The 14,979-nt window shown below is 60.4% G+C and carries 17 protein-coding genes; 7 read left to right on the top strand and 10 right to left on the bottom strand.

The window, feature by feature from the left end; translation table 11 throughout:
• Nucleotides 1-91: 91 nt before the first annotated feature.
• Nucleotides 92-877 (bottom strand): class I SAM-dependent methyltransferase, encoded by a 786-nt coding sequence (locus tag ACFFSY_RS07920; protein ID WP_377492479.1) that lies wholly within the window; start codon nt 875-877, stop codon nt 92-94.
• A 198-nt stretch (nt 878-1,075) separates the two neighbouring features.
• On the opposite strand from ACFFSY_RS07920, the gene ACFFSY_RS07915 reads away from it, so the two are divergent.
• Nucleotides 1,076-1,468 (top strand): hypothetical protein, encoded by a 393-nt coding sequence (locus ACFFSY_RS07915; RefSeq protein WP_377492476.1) that lies wholly within the window; start codon nt 1,076-1,078, stop codon nt 1,466-1,468.
• A gap of 142 nt (nt 1,469-1,610) precedes the next feature.
• The gene (locus ACFFSY_RS07910) at nt 1,611-2,333 is read left to right on the top strand and encodes a hypothetical protein (RefSeq protein WP_377492473.1); all 723 of its coding nucleotides are present in this window, start codon (nt 1,611-1,613) and stop codon (nt 2,331-2,333) included.
• 260 nt (nt 2,334-2,593) lie between these two features.
• On the opposite strand, the gene ACFFSY_RS07905 is transcribed toward ACFFSY_RS07910, so the two are convergent.
• Together ACFFSY_RS07905 and mscL are read right to left on the bottom strand one after the other, a co-directional pair.
• Complete coding sequence (locus tag ACFFSY_RS07905; protein WP_377492470.1) at nt 2,594-3,271, bottom strand: NUDIX hydrolase; 678 nt, start codon at nt 3,269-3,271, stop codon at nt 2,594-2,596.
• Nucleotides 3,272-3,274: 3 nt separating this feature from the next.
• Nucleotides 3,275-3,793, bottom strand: a complete 519-nt coding sequence (mscL, locus tag ACFFSY_RS07900; RefSeq protein WP_377492467.1) for a large conductance mechanosensitive channel protein MscL — start codon at nt 3,791-3,793, stop codon at nt 3,275-3,277.
• A 194-nt stretch (nt 3,794-3,987) separates the two neighbouring features.
• Between mscL and ACFFSY_RS07895 the strand changes: the two genes are divergently transcribed.
• The 4 genes from ACFFSY_RS07895 to ACFFSY_RS07880 all read left to right on the top strand — a co-directional run bounded on the left by ACFFSY_RS07895 (nt 3,988) and on the right by ACFFSY_RS07880 (nt 9,238).
• Complete coding sequence (locus ACFFSY_RS07895; RefSeq protein WP_377492464.1) at nt 3,988-5,772, top strand: ATP-binding protein; 1,785 nt, start codon at nt 3,988-3,990, stop codon at nt 5,770-5,772.
• 266 nt (nt 5,773-6,038) lie between these two features.
• Nucleotides 6,039-6,809, top strand: coding sequence for a sporulation protein (locus ACFFSY_RS07890; protein WP_377492461.1), 771 nt, complete (start codon nt 6,039-6,041; stop codon nt 6,807-6,809).
• A gap of 225 nt (nt 6,810-7,034) precedes the next feature.
• A complete protein-coding gene (locus ACFFSY_RS07885) occupies nt 7,035-8,183 on the top strand; it encodes a DNA alkylation repair protein (protein WP_377492458.1) in 1,149 nt (382 codons plus the stop codon).
• Entirely contained in the window at nt 8,180-9,238 is a 1,059-nt protein-coding gene (locus tag ACFFSY_RS07880; RefSeq protein ID WP_377492455.1) for an FUSC family protein, read from the top strand. Before ACFFSY_RS07885 ends, ACFFSY_RS07880 begins: the two co-directional genes overlap by 4 nt.
• 131 nt (nt 9,239-9,369) lie before the next feature.
• Here ACFFSY_RS07880 and ACFFSY_RS07875 read toward each other — a convergent pair whose 3' ends face one another.
• Nucleotides 9,370-9,717, bottom strand: coding sequence for a winged helix-turn-helix transcriptional regulator (locus ACFFSY_RS07875; RefSeq protein WP_377492452.1), 348 nt, complete (start codon nt 9,715-9,717; stop codon nt 9,370-9,372).
• Between the two features lie 145 nt (nt 9,718-9,862).
• Between ACFFSY_RS07875 and ACFFSY_RS07870 the strand changes: the two genes are divergently transcribed.
• Nucleotides 9,863-10,627: a DODA-type extradiol aromatic ring-opening family dioxygenase gene (locus ACFFSY_RS07870; RefSeq protein ID WP_377492449.1), complete on the top strand. Its 765-nt coding sequence runs from the start codon at nt 9,863-9,865 to the stop codon at nt 10,625-10,627.
• 87 nt (nt 10,628-10,714) lie between these two features.
• Here ACFFSY_RS07870 and ACFFSY_RS07865 read toward each other — a convergent pair whose 3' ends face one another.
• The 6 genes from ACFFSY_RS07865 to ACFFSY_RS07840 form a co-directional block, all read right to left on the bottom strand.
• Nucleotides 10,715-11,020: a transposase gene (locus tag ACFFSY_RS07865; protein ID WP_377492446.1), complete on the bottom strand. Its 306-nt coding sequence runs from the start codon at nt 11,018-11,020 to the stop codon at nt 10,715-10,717.
• A gap of 98 nt (nt 11,021-11,118) precedes the next feature.
• Nucleotides 11,119-11,262: a hypothetical protein gene (locus ACFFSY_RS07860; protein WP_377492443.1), complete on the bottom strand. Its 144-nt coding sequence runs from the start codon at nt 11,260-11,262 to the stop codon at nt 11,119-11,121.
• A gap of 164 nt (nt 11,263-11,426) precedes the next feature.
• A complete protein-coding gene (locus tag ACFFSY_RS07855) occupies nt 11,427-11,789 on the bottom strand; it encodes a hypothetical protein (RefSeq protein WP_377492440.1) in 363 nt (120 codons plus the stop codon).
• A gap of 24 nt (nt 11,790-11,813) precedes the next feature.
• Nucleotides 11,814-12,419, bottom strand: coding sequence for a TVP38/TMEM64 family protein (locus tag ACFFSY_RS07850; protein WP_377492437.1), 606 nt, complete (start codon nt 12,417-12,419; stop codon nt 11,814-11,816).
• Between the two features lie 46 nt (nt 12,420-12,465).
• Nucleotides 12,466-13,635 (bottom strand): MFS transporter, encoded by a 1,170-nt coding sequence (locus tag ACFFSY_RS07845; protein ID WP_377492434.1) that lies wholly within the window; start codon nt 13,633-13,635, stop codon nt 12,466-12,468.
• Nucleotides 13,636-13,652: 17 nt separating this feature from the next.
• Nucleotides 13,653-14,876, bottom strand: a complete 1,224-nt coding sequence (locus ACFFSY_RS07840) for an MGDG synthase family glycosyltransferase (RefSeq protein WP_377492431.1) — start codon at nt 14,874-14,876, stop codon at nt 13,653-13,655.
• Nucleotides 14,877-14,979 lie beyond the last annotated feature (103 nt).

The raw sequence follows: 14,979 nt of genomic DNA, 5'->3' as shown, positions 1-14,979 counted from the left end.
AGTCACTCCCCTGATTCGCGCCCGAATAAAAAAAGCCCCGCGAGCAGTCGTCGCGATCGCGACCAGCCGCAGGGGCGGGGCTTCACGCCGCTTACCGTCTCTCGGCCGTCAGCGTGAACGTCTTCGGGATGCCCTTGTCGAACACGTCCGACGACAGGTTCGGCAGCTCCTCCAGCACGCGGACGGTCAACTCTTCGCCGGCCACCGCGGTGACAATCTCGCCGAGCGTCCAGTTGCGCAGCTGCACCTTGGGCGCCGCGGCGGCGCTGCCTGCCGGGAGGAACTTCGCGAATGCGACGTCCTTCTCCTCCAGCTCCGCGCTGAAATAATCGCCGTCCACTTTGTGCTTGCGGATATTGGCCGTCGTGCCGCGGGAAGAGATCAGCTTGGTCGTCACCGGATGAAAGTCCTGCAGCACCAGCTGCCCGCCAAGGCGCAGCAAGCGGTGCACGACGCGGAAGAGCGGACGCAAATCTTGAAAATAATGCAGGATGCCATGTTCCATGTAGACGATGTCGAACTCCCCAGTGAACTGCTCCTCCGGCAGCTGCAGCACATCCGACAGTACGTAGCGAATCTCCGCACCTGCGGCCTCGGCCAATTCAAGCGCATAGCGCTGGTTGTCGGCGGAGAAATCGATGACGGTCACCTCCGCGCCCAGCAGGGCGAGCGGGACCGCCTTCGCGCCGTTCGAGCCGAGCAGGTTGGCGATTCGCTTCCCGCGCACATCGCCCAGATGCTTCATGGCCGCGCCGAGACGCTTGGCTGGATCGTCCGTCATTTTGCCTGCCGCCTCCGAGGGTGTTCCGAATCGGCTCACCCATGCCGCGTATGCCCCTGTATTCCATGAATCTTGATTGCTTTGTATGGATGCCAACGTATTTGTCCCTCCGCCGAAGCGTATATTTGCCTATCCTCGCAGCTTCCATTTTACCTTACAATCGGGCTCGCCACCAAATCTATCGAATAACCGGCAAACGCTCAATTGTGCGATTCTCCCGCGTCTTACGTCTATACCAATCTCTGGTATCGTTCATAAACTGCAGTATGTTCGGTAGGGAGGAGGAATAAACGAATGTCTGCCAGACTGAAAGTAAAAAACATCAACATGTCGATGGGCGCGAGATCCAAGCGCGCTCGCGTATCCGATTGCTGCGGGCATGGACACGGCCACAGGGACAACGCGGTTGCGGGCATCCAGGAAGCAGGCCGGGAACTGTCCAACTTTTTCGATAAACTGCAGTTGGAGGCGAATGCCGCACGGTTGGTTCGCGCCATCCGTTGTAGAAGCAAACGGGTGATCGAGGATTTGCTCGGACCGGATTGCCAAGTGGTCTGCTTCTTCCGTCACGGCCGCTTCTCCTGCGTCCGGATCACCTGCGTGTTCGGCACCTGCTGCGACGTCCGCATTACGTTCGATATTTGCGTCTCCAACGGACCGTGCGGTCCTAACCTGACGTTCGGCTAAACGATTTCAGCGCAAGAAGCGAGGAGGGGGAAGCCCGCCGTGATCACGGCGGTGCTTTCCCTTTTTGGCATGCTAACGGGCGGGGCAGTTGCCGCATACACTGGAAGAAGCAACGACAAACGCATAGAGAGGAGGACACGGCATGTCGACGATTCCGAATTTCCCGCAGGCGCTGCTCGCCGAGCACGCCCGCTGGCATCATGCCAATCATCATGACAACCCGTCCGTGCTGCCGCCCGGTTATGGCGAACTGTTCCTGCGCTTCCATCGGGACTATATCCGCCGAGCGCTGCAGTGGTATCAGCAAGCGGGGTATGATCCCAGACTTGTCGCGGCCTGGCAAGAAGTGCCCGAGCCGATCCGACGTTCGGCCTGCTATCCGCTGCAGGCGGAAATGCGTATCCGCAACGCGCCGCAATCGTTCTCGACGGCCGACGAGCTGGGGCGCTTCATCGAAGGGTCCAACCTGCATGGCTGCATTCATCAGGAAGCGGCCCGCATATTCGGCGAACCTGAACTGAACGACTTCGACCTCGCGCCGCGCAATACAATCTTCTATAACATTCACGGTATGATCGACAACTGGTACCGTCAATGGGAGATGGCCATGAGCGGCGGCCGGGACGACGAAGCGGAGGAGGAAGCTTCGGCTGGGGGAAAATCGGCTAATGCGCCGAGTCCGGTGCAGCGAATCGCGGGGAATGTCAATGTGCGCTCGCAATCCCCCGCAGTCAGGCACCCGGCAACCGGGCAGGGCAACGCGAGGAAGAAGAACGCCCGGACGTCGCAAGAGAGCAAGCGCAAGGGGCGGTTGACCCCGCCGCTGCTCGCGGTCACGGCGAAGCCGCGCAGAAGCAGCCGGTAAGGCGCGCCGAGGTTAAAGTAAGGGAAGCCTATTCAATCGTCGTGCTTATTCGCGGCGGCGGACAACATGAGAGACCGCAGAGTTGTTCGCCTGGCGCTTAATAGCAAGCGGTTGGGGGCTAGGCGGGAGATGCTGCATCGGGCGATACGGTCGGCGATAGAGCGCCGGTCTTTGGTGCAGCATGCGAAAAAACCTCTACCACGCAGAAAATACGAGCGGTAGAGGTTATTCGTGCTGTCATTGCCGAGGGAAGACGGCGGTCAATCGGACGGATTCCCGTGTTCCAGCAGGTCTAGCAGCTGCCGGAACACCCCGACGTAATAGGAAGCGGGACGGGTCACGAAGTGCCTGGCTTCGATCATCGCGGAGGCCGGCGTCAGCGTGCCTTCGGCGGTCAACCGGACGCCTTGCGCTTCAACCTGTGCGAGCCTTCCTTCGAATAAATCGATCATCGCGGACAGCTCGGCTTCGTACGCGCCAACGACCTCGTCCGCCTGCAGGCGCAGGTCTGTCAGCTCGCCTTCGAACGGCAGGCCGAATATCCGGCTGATCTCCCGGTCGACGAACGGCACGCCCTGCGCCGATCCGCTCATCTCCCTACGGGTCTCGCCAAGCGGAATCAGCGTCTCGAAGGGGGTGGGAACGCCCAGCTCCTCCTCGATCTCGCGCGCGGCCTCCTCGTAGGTCTCGCCGGCCGACAGATGCCCCGCCGCCGTAATGTCGAAGTGCAATGGGAACGTGTCCTTGCCCGGATGCCGCTGCTGGAACAGCACGAGCTTGCGCCCCTGCTCGTCCGCACGCGCGAGCCAGCAGTGTATGGAATGATGCCAATAGCCGTGTTTATGTACGTCGCTTCGCGCGGCGGTGCCGATCCAGGCGCCAGCCTCGTCATAAATATCGAAGCGTTCCTCCGCCCGATTGCTGGACATGCCGGTCATGGCTTACGTCACCACGCTTCCTTCGGGTCCGAGCTCTTCCGCATCATGCAGATGGGAGGTGCAATACTTGCAGCGCTTCGCGCGAATCGGCACGAGCGAGAGGCACTGCGGGCACTCCTTCTCGGCCGGCTCGGCGGCTGGCGGCGCCTCTTCCTTCGTGTTCAGGCGGCGCAGGGCATTCGCGCCCTTGACGATCATGAAGACGCAGAAGGCGACGATCGTGAAATCGAGGATGACGTTGATGAAGCTGCCGTAGGCGATGACCGCCGAGCCCAGCGCTTTCGCTTCGGCTAACGTATGCGGCTTCTCTCCGCTCGGCAGTACCTTCTCGGGATCCAAGTTGATAAAGAGGTCAACGAAACTCTTCTCTCCTAGTATTTTGCCGATCGGCGGCATTATGATATCGTTCACGACCGAGGTGACAATTTTGCCGAAAGCCCCGCCGATAATGACGCCGACCGCGAGGTCGAGCACGTTGCCTTTGACCGCGAACTCTTTGAATTCCTTTAATACCTTCCACATACGTCCAAACTCCTTCTACACGTTCTCTTTATCGATTCATTATAGCGCGGCCGAAGACGCCTTGCATTATAGACGTGAGACATGAGTCGAAAGTCTTAAGTGGCATTTTGTTCGCGTCGAAAAAAAGGATTATCTGTAAAACTGTCGAAATTTACCTTCGATTGTCAAACCTACGAGGATCGGGGTTATATAGAATGACGCAGCTGATCCGCTCGGATATGTGGATGTTTCCTCTCTTGGCGCTCGCGATCAACGTGTTCTCGTCGTTCACGATGTGCTATATGCTCGGCCATCTTCGGATGACGCGGACGCTTCGCCGTTACTGGCTGTTCAGCGGGGCGGTCGTCTACGGACTGGGGCTTTGGGTGTCGCAGTTCATCATGCTGTTCGCCACGGATACGATGCTGCTCATGGATTGGACGTCGGTTGCGAAGCTGCTCGTCATGATAACGGCGTATTTCGCCTTCCGGCTCATGCGGGGCAAAGCGAATCCTTATTTGCGTCTGGCAGCGGCAGGGCTCTTGATCGCGCTGGGCCAGGCGTTCTTGAATTACGGTTCGCTCCTGAGCAGCCAGGTGGATCACGTGGAGCTGAACGTCGGTATGATGACGCTCGGCGGGGCGCTGAGCTTCGTCGGCACGGTCGTCGCCTTCGCCCTGTTCGAACGGAACCGCGGCGCGTTTCCGCTGCTGCCCGGCATTATTTTCGGCATGGTCAGCTTCGCGGTTCAGCTGTTCAGCGTGCAATCGGTCGCCGCGGAATACAGCGTCGTGCTGACGACCGACAAGCTCAACGAATATATGCAGCTGCTCGCCGTCGTGCTGGGGATGGCGACGTCGCTTATTTTCATCTTCAGCCTGCTCGCGAACTTCGTCGATCAGCGGTTCAGCACGATGAACGAACGATACCGCCTGCTCGTCGAGAACTCTATCGATATGATCGCGATCATCCGGGACGACCGCTGGGAGTACGTCAACCGCTCAGGCCTCGCGCTGTTCGAGGCGGAGAACGACCGGGCGCTCCTGGACCGTTCGATCTATCAGTTCCTGCATCCGGATTGCCATGAATCGATGCGCAAACTGCTGAATACAATGTCTGGCGGACGGTTCCCTCAGCCGGTCGAGATGCAGTGGTATACAGCCCAAGGCAAGCCGTTCCATTCGGAGGTGGTCCAGACCCGGACGAAGTTCGGCGGCAAGCCGGCTTATCAGGTGATCATCCGCGATATCTCGGAGCGCAAGAAGAACGAAGAGCTGCTCATTAATTCGGAGAAACTCTACGTGGCGGGCCAGCTCGCAGCCGGCATCGCCCACGAAATCCGCAATCCGCTCACCTCGTTGAAAGGGTTCATCCAGCTCATCTCCACAGGCAGGGCGAGCAACCGCAATTACTTCGACATCATGAAGTCCGAGCTGACCCGCATCGAATCCATCGTCAGCGAGCTGCTCATGCTGTCGAAGCCGCAAGTATATGAATTGACCTACAGGGACATCCGCCATATTATGCGCGATACGGTCGTCCTGCTGGAGGCGCAGGCGCTGCTGCACGGCATCGAGCTGGAGTCGGAGCTGGGCGAAGAGGCGCTGTGGATTCACGGCGTGGAGGACCAGCTGAAGCAGGTGTTCATCAACGTCCTGAAGAACGCGATCGAAGTGATGAGCGGCGGGGGCAAAATCCAGATCAACTGCCGACGGGAAGCGGACGATATTTATATCCGCATTCAGGATTGCGGCCCCGGCATACCCGAAGAGACGCTCTCCAAAATCGGGCAGCCGTTCTATACGACGAAGGAGAAGGGGACGGGGCTTGGGTTAATGGTCAGCTACAAAATCGTCGACAACCACCAGGGCCGCGTCGAGGTCGAGTCGGAGCTCGGCGTCGGTACGACGTTCGCGATCATTTTCCCATATGCCAAGCTTGCGGAAGAAGAGGAGCCGCAAGCGGCGGCCGAGAAGGTCACGCCGATCCGGCTCGGCTGAACGTGGAGCTGGCGCGCCCCGACCTGTGAACGGGATACCGCGTCATGCGGCTTAAGCCGCTGCGAATATCCGCTGCGCTAGGCGGCCGCACAGGGGCGATCGTCGGCGCTCCATGTCCGATTGTCCATTCCAGGACGGTCCGTTACGCGGCGGAGGCGGCGAAACCTTCGGCGCGATTGCCGCGTACAAAACGAATAGCATAACGAAATACAGCTGCATGCGGACCGCGCATACCATATCGGGATCATTGGAGAGGAGCATTTTTCATGTTCAATCGTTTTCTTGCGAGTATCGGAATCGGCTCGGCCACGCTGGATACGCTGCTCGAGAAGGCGCGTTACACGCCGGGCGAGGAAGTACGCGGCGTCGTGCGCATGAAAGGCGGCAGCGTCGAGCAAGACGTCGACACGATCGAAGTGTCGGTCATGACGGAGTATATTAAGGAAAGCAACGATCATAAGCACAACGTGACGGTCGCGTTGGCCCGGTTCCACGTGAGCAGCCCGTTCAAGCTGCGCGCAGGCGAGCAGAAGGAAGTGCCGTTCTCGTTCGTGCTGCCGCTCGAGACGCCGCTTACGATCGGACGCGCGCCGGTATGGGTGAAGACGGAGCTGGCGATCCGCGGAGCGCTCGACCCGGGCGACAACGACCGGATCGAAGTCGTGCCGACGCAAGGCATGGCGACCGTGCTCGAAGCGGTGGAGCAGCTGGGCTTCCGTCTTCGCAAGGCGGAGTGCGAGTACGCATCCCGGATCGGCGGGCGGTACCCGTTCGTGCAGGAGTTCGAGTTCGTGCCGACCTCGGGCAGCTACCGCGGACGTCTCGACGAGCTGGAAGTGATCTTCTATAACCGCGGCACGGAGCTGGAAGTGCTGCTCCAGATTGACCGCAAAGCGCGGGGGCTCGCAGGGCTGTTCGCCGAAGCGATGGATATGGACGAAACGTTCGTCCGCGTTCGATTCTCGAATAGCGAGCTGGCGACGGGACCCTATTCGATCTCGCAGCAGCTGGCGAACGTAATTTCCCGTTACTCGTAAGCGATGAGCAGCCTGGTTCAATAGCACGAAGCCAAAGCGTGGGGAGCGTCGTCTTGGAAGAGACGCCCCGCGCTTTTTTTTGGCGCGCAAACAGGGGATGGTTGCTAACCGGGCCCCGGGGGTATAAAAGTTGGCCGAAGGACCAAGCGTCCGGATGTGTCTGGATACGTCCGGATGCGGGCAATAGACGGATCGGCTATAATAGCGTGAGGAGGCGATGTGAAGATGGCCGAGCCATTAAAAGCGATGTACAATGAGCCGTTCCTGCGGCAATTCGCGGCGCTCGTCCATTCGGCATGGGCGCCATTCGACCAAGAACGGTTCGTCGCGCTCGTGCTCAGCGGAGAGTGGGAGCAGCTGGAGCTAAAGGCCAGAATGCGGCGGATTACGGTCTCCTTGGGGGCCGGTCTGCCAGCCGAATATAGCAAGGCGCTGGATATTCTGTACGCGATCGACGAACGGTGCACAGGGTTCCCCTACTTGTTCTTCCCGGACTTCGTCGAAGTGTACGGAATGAATGATTGGGCGCGGTCGATGGACGCGCTCGCCCGGTTCACGGGCAAGTCGTCGGCGGAGTTCGCGATTCGCCCGTTCATCTTGGCGGAGCCGGAGAAGACGATGGCGCGCATGCTCGAATGGGCGGACAGCGAGGATGAGCATATCCGGCGATTGGCGAGCGAGGGCTGCCGGCCAAGACTGCCATGGGCGCCGGCACTGCCGGCGTTCAAGCGCGACCCCGCGCCGATTCTGCCGATTCTGGAGAAGCTGAAGGCGGATGCCTCGCTCTACGTGCGCAAGAGCGTGGCCAATAACTTGAACGATATCGCCAAGGATCACCCGGCGCTTGTGCTGGACATCGCGCAGCGCTGGATCGGGGATAACGAGCGGACGAATTGGATCGTGCGGCGCGGCTGCCGGTCGCTCATCAAAGCGGCCGATCCGGCCATCATGGCGCTGTTGGGCTACGCGGACGAAGAAGCTGCCGCCAACGTGGCACACGCCGTGGTGGACGTGACGCCGGACGAGGCGCGCATCGGCGAGACGACGGAAATTCGCTATGCGGCTCAACTGAACCCGGTTGCGGGCACGGCGGCGGATCAGCAACTGGAACAGGGGGCCTTCAAGCTGCGGCTGGAGCTGGGCGTCGACTACGTGAAGGCCAATGGCAGCGTATCGCGCAAGAAGTTCCTGCTGAAGGAGACGCTGGCCGAACCGGGGGCCCGGATCGCTGGCGCCAAGCGTCTCAGCTGGGCGGACCTCACGACGCGCAAGCACTATCCCGGCGTCCACCGGCTGTGGCTGCTCGTCAACGGCCGCGAAGCGGCGCATGCGGAGATGCGGCTGCGCGGCGCGGGAGAGGGGGCGGCTCCATGACGATCGGAGCGCGTGTCTTGAAGACGGGCCTCGCGGTGGCGCTGGCGATTTATCTCAGCGGGCTGCTTGGTTTCACGACCCCGATTATCGCGGCTATCGCGGCGATTTCCATTCAACCGTCCATCTCGCGGTCGTGGCAGAACACGGTCGACCAGCTGCAGACGAACGTGCTCGGCGCAATTCTGGGCTTGGCGGCGATCAAGCTGTTCGGCCAGACGGCCATATCGGTAGGACTTGTCTGTATTATCGTGATTATGATCTGTATCAAACTGCGAATGGAAAGCGCGATCGCACTGACGCTCGTGACCGTCGTCGTCATCATGGAGACCGACGGCCAAAGCTGGTGGTTCGCGGCCGAGCGGTTCTTCCAGGTGCTGACGGGGATGGGGGCCGCCTTCGCGGTCAATCTGCTCATCTTCCCGCCGCGCCCGCGCAAGCAGTTCAACGAGCAGGTGCACGAAGCGTTCAACGAGCTGTCGCTGCTCTTGCGTATGGCGATCTCCAACGAGCTGAAGGAAGATGTGCACCGGAAGGAGAAAGGGAAGCTGACCGGCACGCTGCGCAAGCTGGAGGAGCGCTATACGCTGTTCGAGGAGGAGCGCTCGCTGCTGCCGAACCGCCGTCAGGCTAGAGCGCGGCAGCTGCTCGTCTCCAAACAGCACATCAAAGCGCTGCAGCGGGGGGCGGATTTGCTGGAGGCGGTCGAGGAACATTATTTTGCCGCGCCGGAGGCCGGCAAATGGGCGAAGCAGTTCGACGACCAGATCGAAGATCTGACCAAATACCACGAGCAGATTCTGCTTAAGCTCGAAGGCAAGTTGAAGCAAAGCGCATCGTTCGAGCCCCCCGAAGAGCGGGAGGCGCGGCTTGCCATGCAGCTGACCGAGTACCTCATCCAGGACCCGGACGAGCGCAAGCGGCTCATCTTCGTCGGCTCCGCCGTGTTCGAATACGCGTTCCATCTGCGCAGGCTGGAGAAGCTTGCGGATCAGGTCATGCAGCGGGAAGCGGAAGATGCGGAACGTGCGGAACGTGCGGAACGCGACGTGGATTAACGCCGTGAATTATGCCCATTAATCATGAATGTCCTTCAACGTGAACAGCCCGCTCGCCGATTCCGGCAGCGGGCTGTTCCTTATATAGTTGGCATGCGCCGGCAGAGAGCGGGAGGCAAGCGATTGGCCGCCTAAGCCCGGTCTTCCGCGACGGCCGGGCAATCCGCCTCGTCCAGTTCGATCCACTCGTGCGACCAGTGTTCCAGCTCCTTGAAGAGCGGGCCCAGCGCAAGTCCCTTCTCGGTCAGCGAATATTCGATGCGAACCGGCGTCTCGGGATAGACCTCCCGATGAACGATTCGCTCCTGTTCCAGCTCCTTCAGCCGCTCGGACAACAGCCGGCCGCTAATGGGCATGGCGGATTCAATGTTGCAAAATCGCTTAGGGCCGTCCAGCAGCTGGTGAATGATTAAGCCCGTCCACCGTTTGCTGATCAGCTGCATCGCTTTATCGAATTTGGGACACATTGAATCATGCATTGTCATCACCTCGTTAACTTTATTATAGCCGTTAATGACATGAATGAATAGGTGCTAAAGAAATAATAGTTACTTGACATGATTATGTGTTGAATGTACACTAACTTACATAAAGTAACCGACAACGAAGAGAGGGGCTGCAATTATGCTGCCGTCATTATTTTTAGCGCACGGATCGCCGATGCTGGCGATTGAACAAACCGAATACGCGACATTCCTCGAGGAGCTGGGCGCAAGGTTCAAACCGAAGGCAATCGTTGTCTTTACCGCGCATTGGGAGACCGAGACGCTCGCGATGACGTATACGGACGACGTGTACGAGACGATTTACGATTTCGGCGGATTCCCGGACGAGCTGTATCAGATCGAGTATCGGGCCAGAGGTTCGAAGGTCGTGGCGGAGATGCTGGAGGCGAGATTCGCGGAGCATGACATTCCGGTACGGCGCGACGGCGAGCGCGGGCTGGACCACGGCACGTGGACGCTGCTGCACCGGATGTACCCGGAGGCGAATATTCCGCTCGTCCAGCTGTCGGTCAACCCTTACCGCTCGCCGGAAGAGCATTACCGGATCGGCGAAGCGCTGCGAGGGCTTGGCGAACAAGGGATTCTCGTTATCGGGAGCGGCGTCACGGTCCACAACCTGCGCATGATCAAATGGGGGCAGCGGGAGCCGGAAGGCTGGTCGGTCGCGTTCGACGATTGGCTGATCGAGCGGTTGGATCACGGCGATTCGGAGTCGCTGTTCCGCTACGAGGAGCTTGCGCCCGGGGCGCGCATGGCGGTTCCGCGCGCGGAGCATTTCGTCCCGCTGTATGTGGCGCTGGGGAGCGGCTCGAAAGAGAAGCCGGAGATCCTGTACCGCGGCTATGATATGGGGACGCTGAGCTATCTGTCGTTCGCGTTTTAATCCCATAATTTCAACAACCTGAACGGTTCATCTCGTTAAAAAGCCCCGCTTAGCGGACCTTGCGTCCTTAAGCGGGGCTTTCGCGCGTTATTTCTTGGATGCTTGGCGATGACGGATCTTATGCGGGCTGTGCGAACGTTCGTGACCGCCTGCGTCGTTGCCGAGCGAATCGGCTTTGGGCACCAGGCGCGGGTCGGTCTCGCCGTTGTGATGGTTCTCGAAGTCGAGCTCGACCAGCTGCCACTCGCTCGTTCCCATCTGCGGGTCGGCCGGGAATGTCTCGCCGCGCTTCAGTTTCTCCTCGCGGCCCCACTCATTCCGGTACACGCCATCGACCTCGACGTGCTCATCGGACATCGGCTGCATCTCGTAATGGTTCTGCTCTTCGCTCATGACTGCATTTCCTCCTTAAAGGACAATGGCTTCTCCTGCTTGTTACCGGTATCAAGACGTACGGCTGTCAACGATAGCATGCCCGGCTTGCGCGCCGGTTATAAGCCATGCTTGCGTACTGCGGCATGATCCGCCTTGGACTGCATGGCGCTCGCCTTCGCCTTGCCTTTGCCGGTGCGGTCGGCCTCGGATTGGGCTTGGCTGGCTTGGTTCTGCGCTTCGGACGGGAATTCGCCTGACATGTGCAACGACCTCCTTATAATGGTAACCTGCATCGCAAAGAATTGCCTCTACAGTGTGCGCGGAAGCGGGCAAACTATGTATCGGCGAGCTGGAAAACGAGGCAGTCGCGGATAGCGGCAAAGAAGCCATGGACGCCAGTGAAGGCGTGCATGGCTTCTTCTTGTTACTGCAGGCGAAGGCCGCAGGAAGGGCAGTCTGCGTGCAGCTGCGTGACCGTCTTGCCGCATCCCGGACAAGGCTCGGAGTAAGCCGCGATGCCGGGAGCCGCCGCAGGGTGCTCTTCCTTGCCGGCCGCCGTCTCTTCCGCAGCTCCGCCGCCGGGCCGCAGATGGGCGGGCGTGCCGAACAGCGTCTCGACGAAATCGCGGATTTCTTGATGTTTATCCGAATCGCTCGTCGTGATCCGGATGATGGCGAACATCGCGCCTACTAGCCCGAGGGCGAGCAGCAGCACGCCGCCGGTGGCCAAGCCGCTCATCCATCCGATGAGCGGGAGCGGGCCCACGCTGTTTCCCCACGTCAGCAACGGTTCATTCCCCCGAATATCCCTCTATTTCAACTGATAGCGCGATTCAAGCTTCTTGCCGCCGAACCACATGACGACGATCAGCACAACCGCGAGTATGATGCGCCACGGCTCCTCCGCCAAGTCGGCGATGTCGAAGCTGAGCACGGACACGCCGAAGATCATGACGGCTTTGCCGAGCAGAACGGCGAGCAGGAAGGAGCGAAACGGCACGTTGCCGATGCCCGATACGATATTAATAAGAGCCGAAGGCGAGAACGGGAAGCAGGCGAAGAGGAAAATCGGCGTGAATCCGCGGTGCTCGACCCAGTCGAAGAACTTCTCCATCTTGGGGAACCGCCGCTGCAGCCATGGACGGAACCGCCTGCCGATCTTCCGGGCCAAGATGAACACGATAAGGGATCCCGCGCTGACGCCGATCCAGGAGTAGAGCGAACCGAGCCACAGCCCATAAATGTTCGCGTTCGCCGCGACGAAGACGAGCAGCGGCAGGATCGGCAGAAACGACTCGACCAGCGTCAGCGCGATGCCCGGCAGCGGGCCGAATGCCGAGTAGCTCTGGAGCGTCCGCTGAAGTTGGTCGAGGTCGAGCTGCTTCAGCTCGTGAATCCACTGATTGATTTGACTCATGGGTTAAGTATTCTCCTTAAAATAAGCGAAGGCGCGTAAGGCCTCTCTACGTAAACGAGCGGAACGGGAACCAAATGTAGAAGAAACCAATCACGCCGTACAGCACGGCGCTGTACAGGACGACCGACGGCTCGCCCATCGAGGCGGCCAGCACGCCGCCGACGACCGGGCCGAGCATGCCGCCGATGCCTTCCACGGTGGAGAAGATGCCCCAGCCAAGACCTGCTTGCTGCGGCGGGACATAGTTGGCGATGAGGGCGTTCCATGCGGGCAGCAGCGCGGCGTACGAGAGGCCGAGCAGGCCTGCGAGCGCCATGCTGACGCCGATCGACGGCTCGGTCGACAGCAGATAAAGCGCGACGCCGATGAAGACGAAGCCGAACACGAGGAACCACTTCTTGCCGCCCAGCCGGTCGGACAACCGTCCGAACGGGATGAGGCCTGCCGCCGTGCAGGCGCCGCCGGCGAGCAGCAGCATGGAATATTGCGCGCCGCTGAGGCCCAGCCGGTTCTCCGCGAAGCTCGGCAGAATCGGCACGAGCATCCCCGCGCCGCCGGTCTGCAGAATCATGCCGGGGAGCAGAAGCTTCGTATGCCGGAGCCGCTCACCCAGCACCTTGAACTGTTCCCGGACCGGCAGGGAGACGACATTCGTCGCCTTGGCGCCCGAGATCAAGAGCGAGAGCAGCCAGCATAGGACGGAGAGCGCCAGCAGAATGTAATACGTCAGGCTGATGCTGTGATCGATGATGAAGTTGCAGACGACCGGGCCCGCGCCGAGACCGACCAGCCAAATCGTGTACAGGTAGCCCATTTGGGTGGCCCGTTTCTCTTCGCTTACCCTTGTCAGGCAGACGATCCAGATCGGCGAGATGCCGACGCCGTACAAGGCGGAAGCGACGATGAACAGCCAAGGCGAATAGGCGAATTGCAGCAGCGCGATGCCAGCCAGCGAGGTCAGTAAGCCTACATGAACGACGAACCGGATGGAGAACCGGTCGAGCAGAGCGCCGATGCCCATTTTGAGTGCCGTATCGGTTAAGTAATGGGCGGTGATGGCGATGCCGATGACGTCGAAATTCAAGCCCAGCGTCTTCTGCCCAAAGACAGGGAGGAAGCTGACAAGCGCGGCGCCGCGGACGAATTCGACGAGAAACAGAATGACGGAGAACAAGGCGATCTCCGGTATGAACAATCGCTTCGAAATATCGCTCACTTCCTTGGGTGATCAGGTCAGAAGCGTCCTTCGTACGCCGCATCGTCCGCATGGGGCGGACCGGGGACGACGATCGAACGCGCTTCTTCCATTATATTCAAGCTAGACAAAAAGTCTAATGCGATCGTGTCCGCGGCGTACCGCCGGCCAAGCCGCGCAAGCGCCTGCTGCATGTTCTTTAAACGAGTCGGATCGCCCAGGAGTTTCAAGATTTCCGCGGCTAGCTCCTCCGTCCCGTGCGTCATGACGGCCGCGCCGCCGCGCGCCAGATAGCGGGCATTGCGCAGCTCCTGCCCGGGCACGGGCGAAGGGGTGAACAGCGGCAGGCCGCTGGCGAGCCCTTCGGCGAGCGTGAGGCCGCCCGGCTTCGTGACCATGCAGGCGGCGAGCGCCATAAGTTCGTGTATGTGCTCGACGTAGCCGAACACACGCAGGCGTCCGGCCGCGGGATGGCCGGCGAACGACTCCCGCAGCGACTCCGCGAGCTTGGCGTTGCGGCCGCATACGACCGCAACATGAGGTCCCGGCTCGGCGAGCAGCGCGCCGCATAGGCCGGCTGCGTCACTCATCTGACCTTGGGCGCCTGCCATGACGAGAACGGCTTGCGAGCCGGAGGGAATGCCGTATTTGGCGCGCAGCGGCGGACTGACGGTCACGCTCCCGAAGCCGCGCCGAAGCGGAATGCCGCTGACGCATATGCGGGGATACGGGATGCGCCGGCTAATCAGCTCGGCGCGCATGTCCTCGGTCGGCACATAGTAACGGTCGATATCGGGGTGTACCCAGCGGCCGTGGAGATCGAAGTCGGTGACCACCGTATACGTCGGAACTTGCAGGCCGAGCTGCTTCCTCACCTCGGGCATTGCAAGCAGCGGGAACGTATGAAATACGGCGTCCGGCCGGTGCGTTTGAAGCAGGCTGCGCAGCTTGGCGCGGCCGAAGGAGTGAAGCCATTGCGCGAAGAGCGAGTCATGGCGCATCGGACGGGTGGCGTCGTAGACGAAGCCGTATAATTCCGGCAGCAGCGTAAAGCTTTTGGTATAAAGCTGTTTGGTGACCGCGCTCATCCACGGATGCGCTTCGGCCAGCAGATCGATCAGGATCATGCCGCCGACGCCGCGGTGCCCGAACGCTTCTTGCAGCGCGCGCGCAGCTTGCAGATGCCCGTCGCCGAAGGATGCGTACAGCAGCAGCACCTTCGGGCCGTTACCGCGTCCTGGCATGGATTTCTCGATGCTCATGGGGGAAACACCTCCTGAGCCGATCGTAATCCAGCATTGTCATGCGAATGTGAACGCGGCGTGAAACGTTTGTTAGCCGAGGGAGCACCTTCTAGTTCTTGTA

Origin of the sequence: Paenibacillus aurantiacus, assembly GCF_042431225.1 — a bacterium.
Lineage (GTDB): Bacteria > Bacillota > Bacilli > Paenibacillales > Paenibacillaceae > Paenibacillus_Z > Paenibacillus_Z aurantiacus.
Note: the sequence above shows the minus strand (reverse complement) of the source record. Positions and strands in the feature narration are given on the sequence as shown.

Bases quoted from the DNA above. Each gene is read 5' to 3' on its own strand.
- ACFFSY_RS07915 (WP_377492476.1), top strand. From the start codon at position 1,076: ATGTCTGCCAGACTGAAAGTAAAAAACATCAACATGTCGATGGGCGCG.
- ACFFSY_RS07910 (WP_377492473.1), top strand. From the start codon at position 1,611: ATGTCGACGATTCCGAATTTCCCGCAGGCGCTGCTCGCCGAGCACGCC.
- ACFFSY_RS07905 (WP_377492470.1), bottom strand. From the start codon at position 3,271: ATGACCGGCATGTCCAGCAATCGGGCGGAGGAACGCTTCGATATTTAT.
- mscL (WP_377492467.1), bottom strand. From the start codon at position 3,793: ATGTGGAAGGTATTAAAGGAATTCAAAGAGTTCGCGGTCAAAGGCAAC.
- ACFFSY_RS07895 (WP_377492464.1), top strand. From the start codon at position 3,988: ATGACGCAGCTGATCCGCTCGGATATGTGGATGTTTCCTCTCTTGGCG.
- ACFFSY_RS07890 (WP_377492461.1), top strand. From the start codon at position 6,039: ATGTTCAATCGTTTTCTTGCGAGTATCGGAATCGGCTCGGCCACGCTG.
- ACFFSY_RS07885 (WP_377492458.1), top strand. From the start codon at position 7,035: ATGGCCGAGCCATTAAAAGCGATGTACAATGAGCCGTTCCTGCGGCAA.
- ACFFSY_RS07880 (WP_377492455.1), top strand. From the start codon at position 8,180: ATGACGATCGGAGCGCGTGTCTTGAAGACGGGCCTCGCGGTGGCGCTG.
- ACFFSY_RS07875 (WP_377492452.1), bottom strand. From the start codon at position 9,717: ATGCATGATTCAATGTGTCCCAAATTCGATAAAGCGATGCAGCTGATC.
- ACFFSY_RS07870 (WP_377492449.1), top strand. From the start codon at position 9,863: ATGCTGCCGTCATTATTTTTAGCGCACGGATCGCCGATGCTGGCGATT.
- ACFFSY_RS07865 (WP_377492446.1), bottom strand. From the start codon at position 11,020: ATGAGCGAAGAGCAGAACCATTACGAGATGCAGCCGATGTCCGATGAG.
- ACFFSY_RS07860 (WP_377492443.1), bottom strand. From the start codon at position 11,262: ATGTCAGGCGAATTCCCGTCCGAAGCGCAGAACCAAGCCAGCCAAGCC.
- ACFFSY_RS07850 (WP_377492437.1), bottom strand. From the start codon at position 12,419: ATGAGTCAAATCAATCAGTGGATTCACGAGCTGAAGCAGCTCGACCTC.
- ACFFSY_RS07840 (WP_377492431.1), bottom strand. From the start codon at position 14,876: ATGAGCATCGAGAAATCCATGCCAGGACGCGGTAACGGCCCGAAGGTG.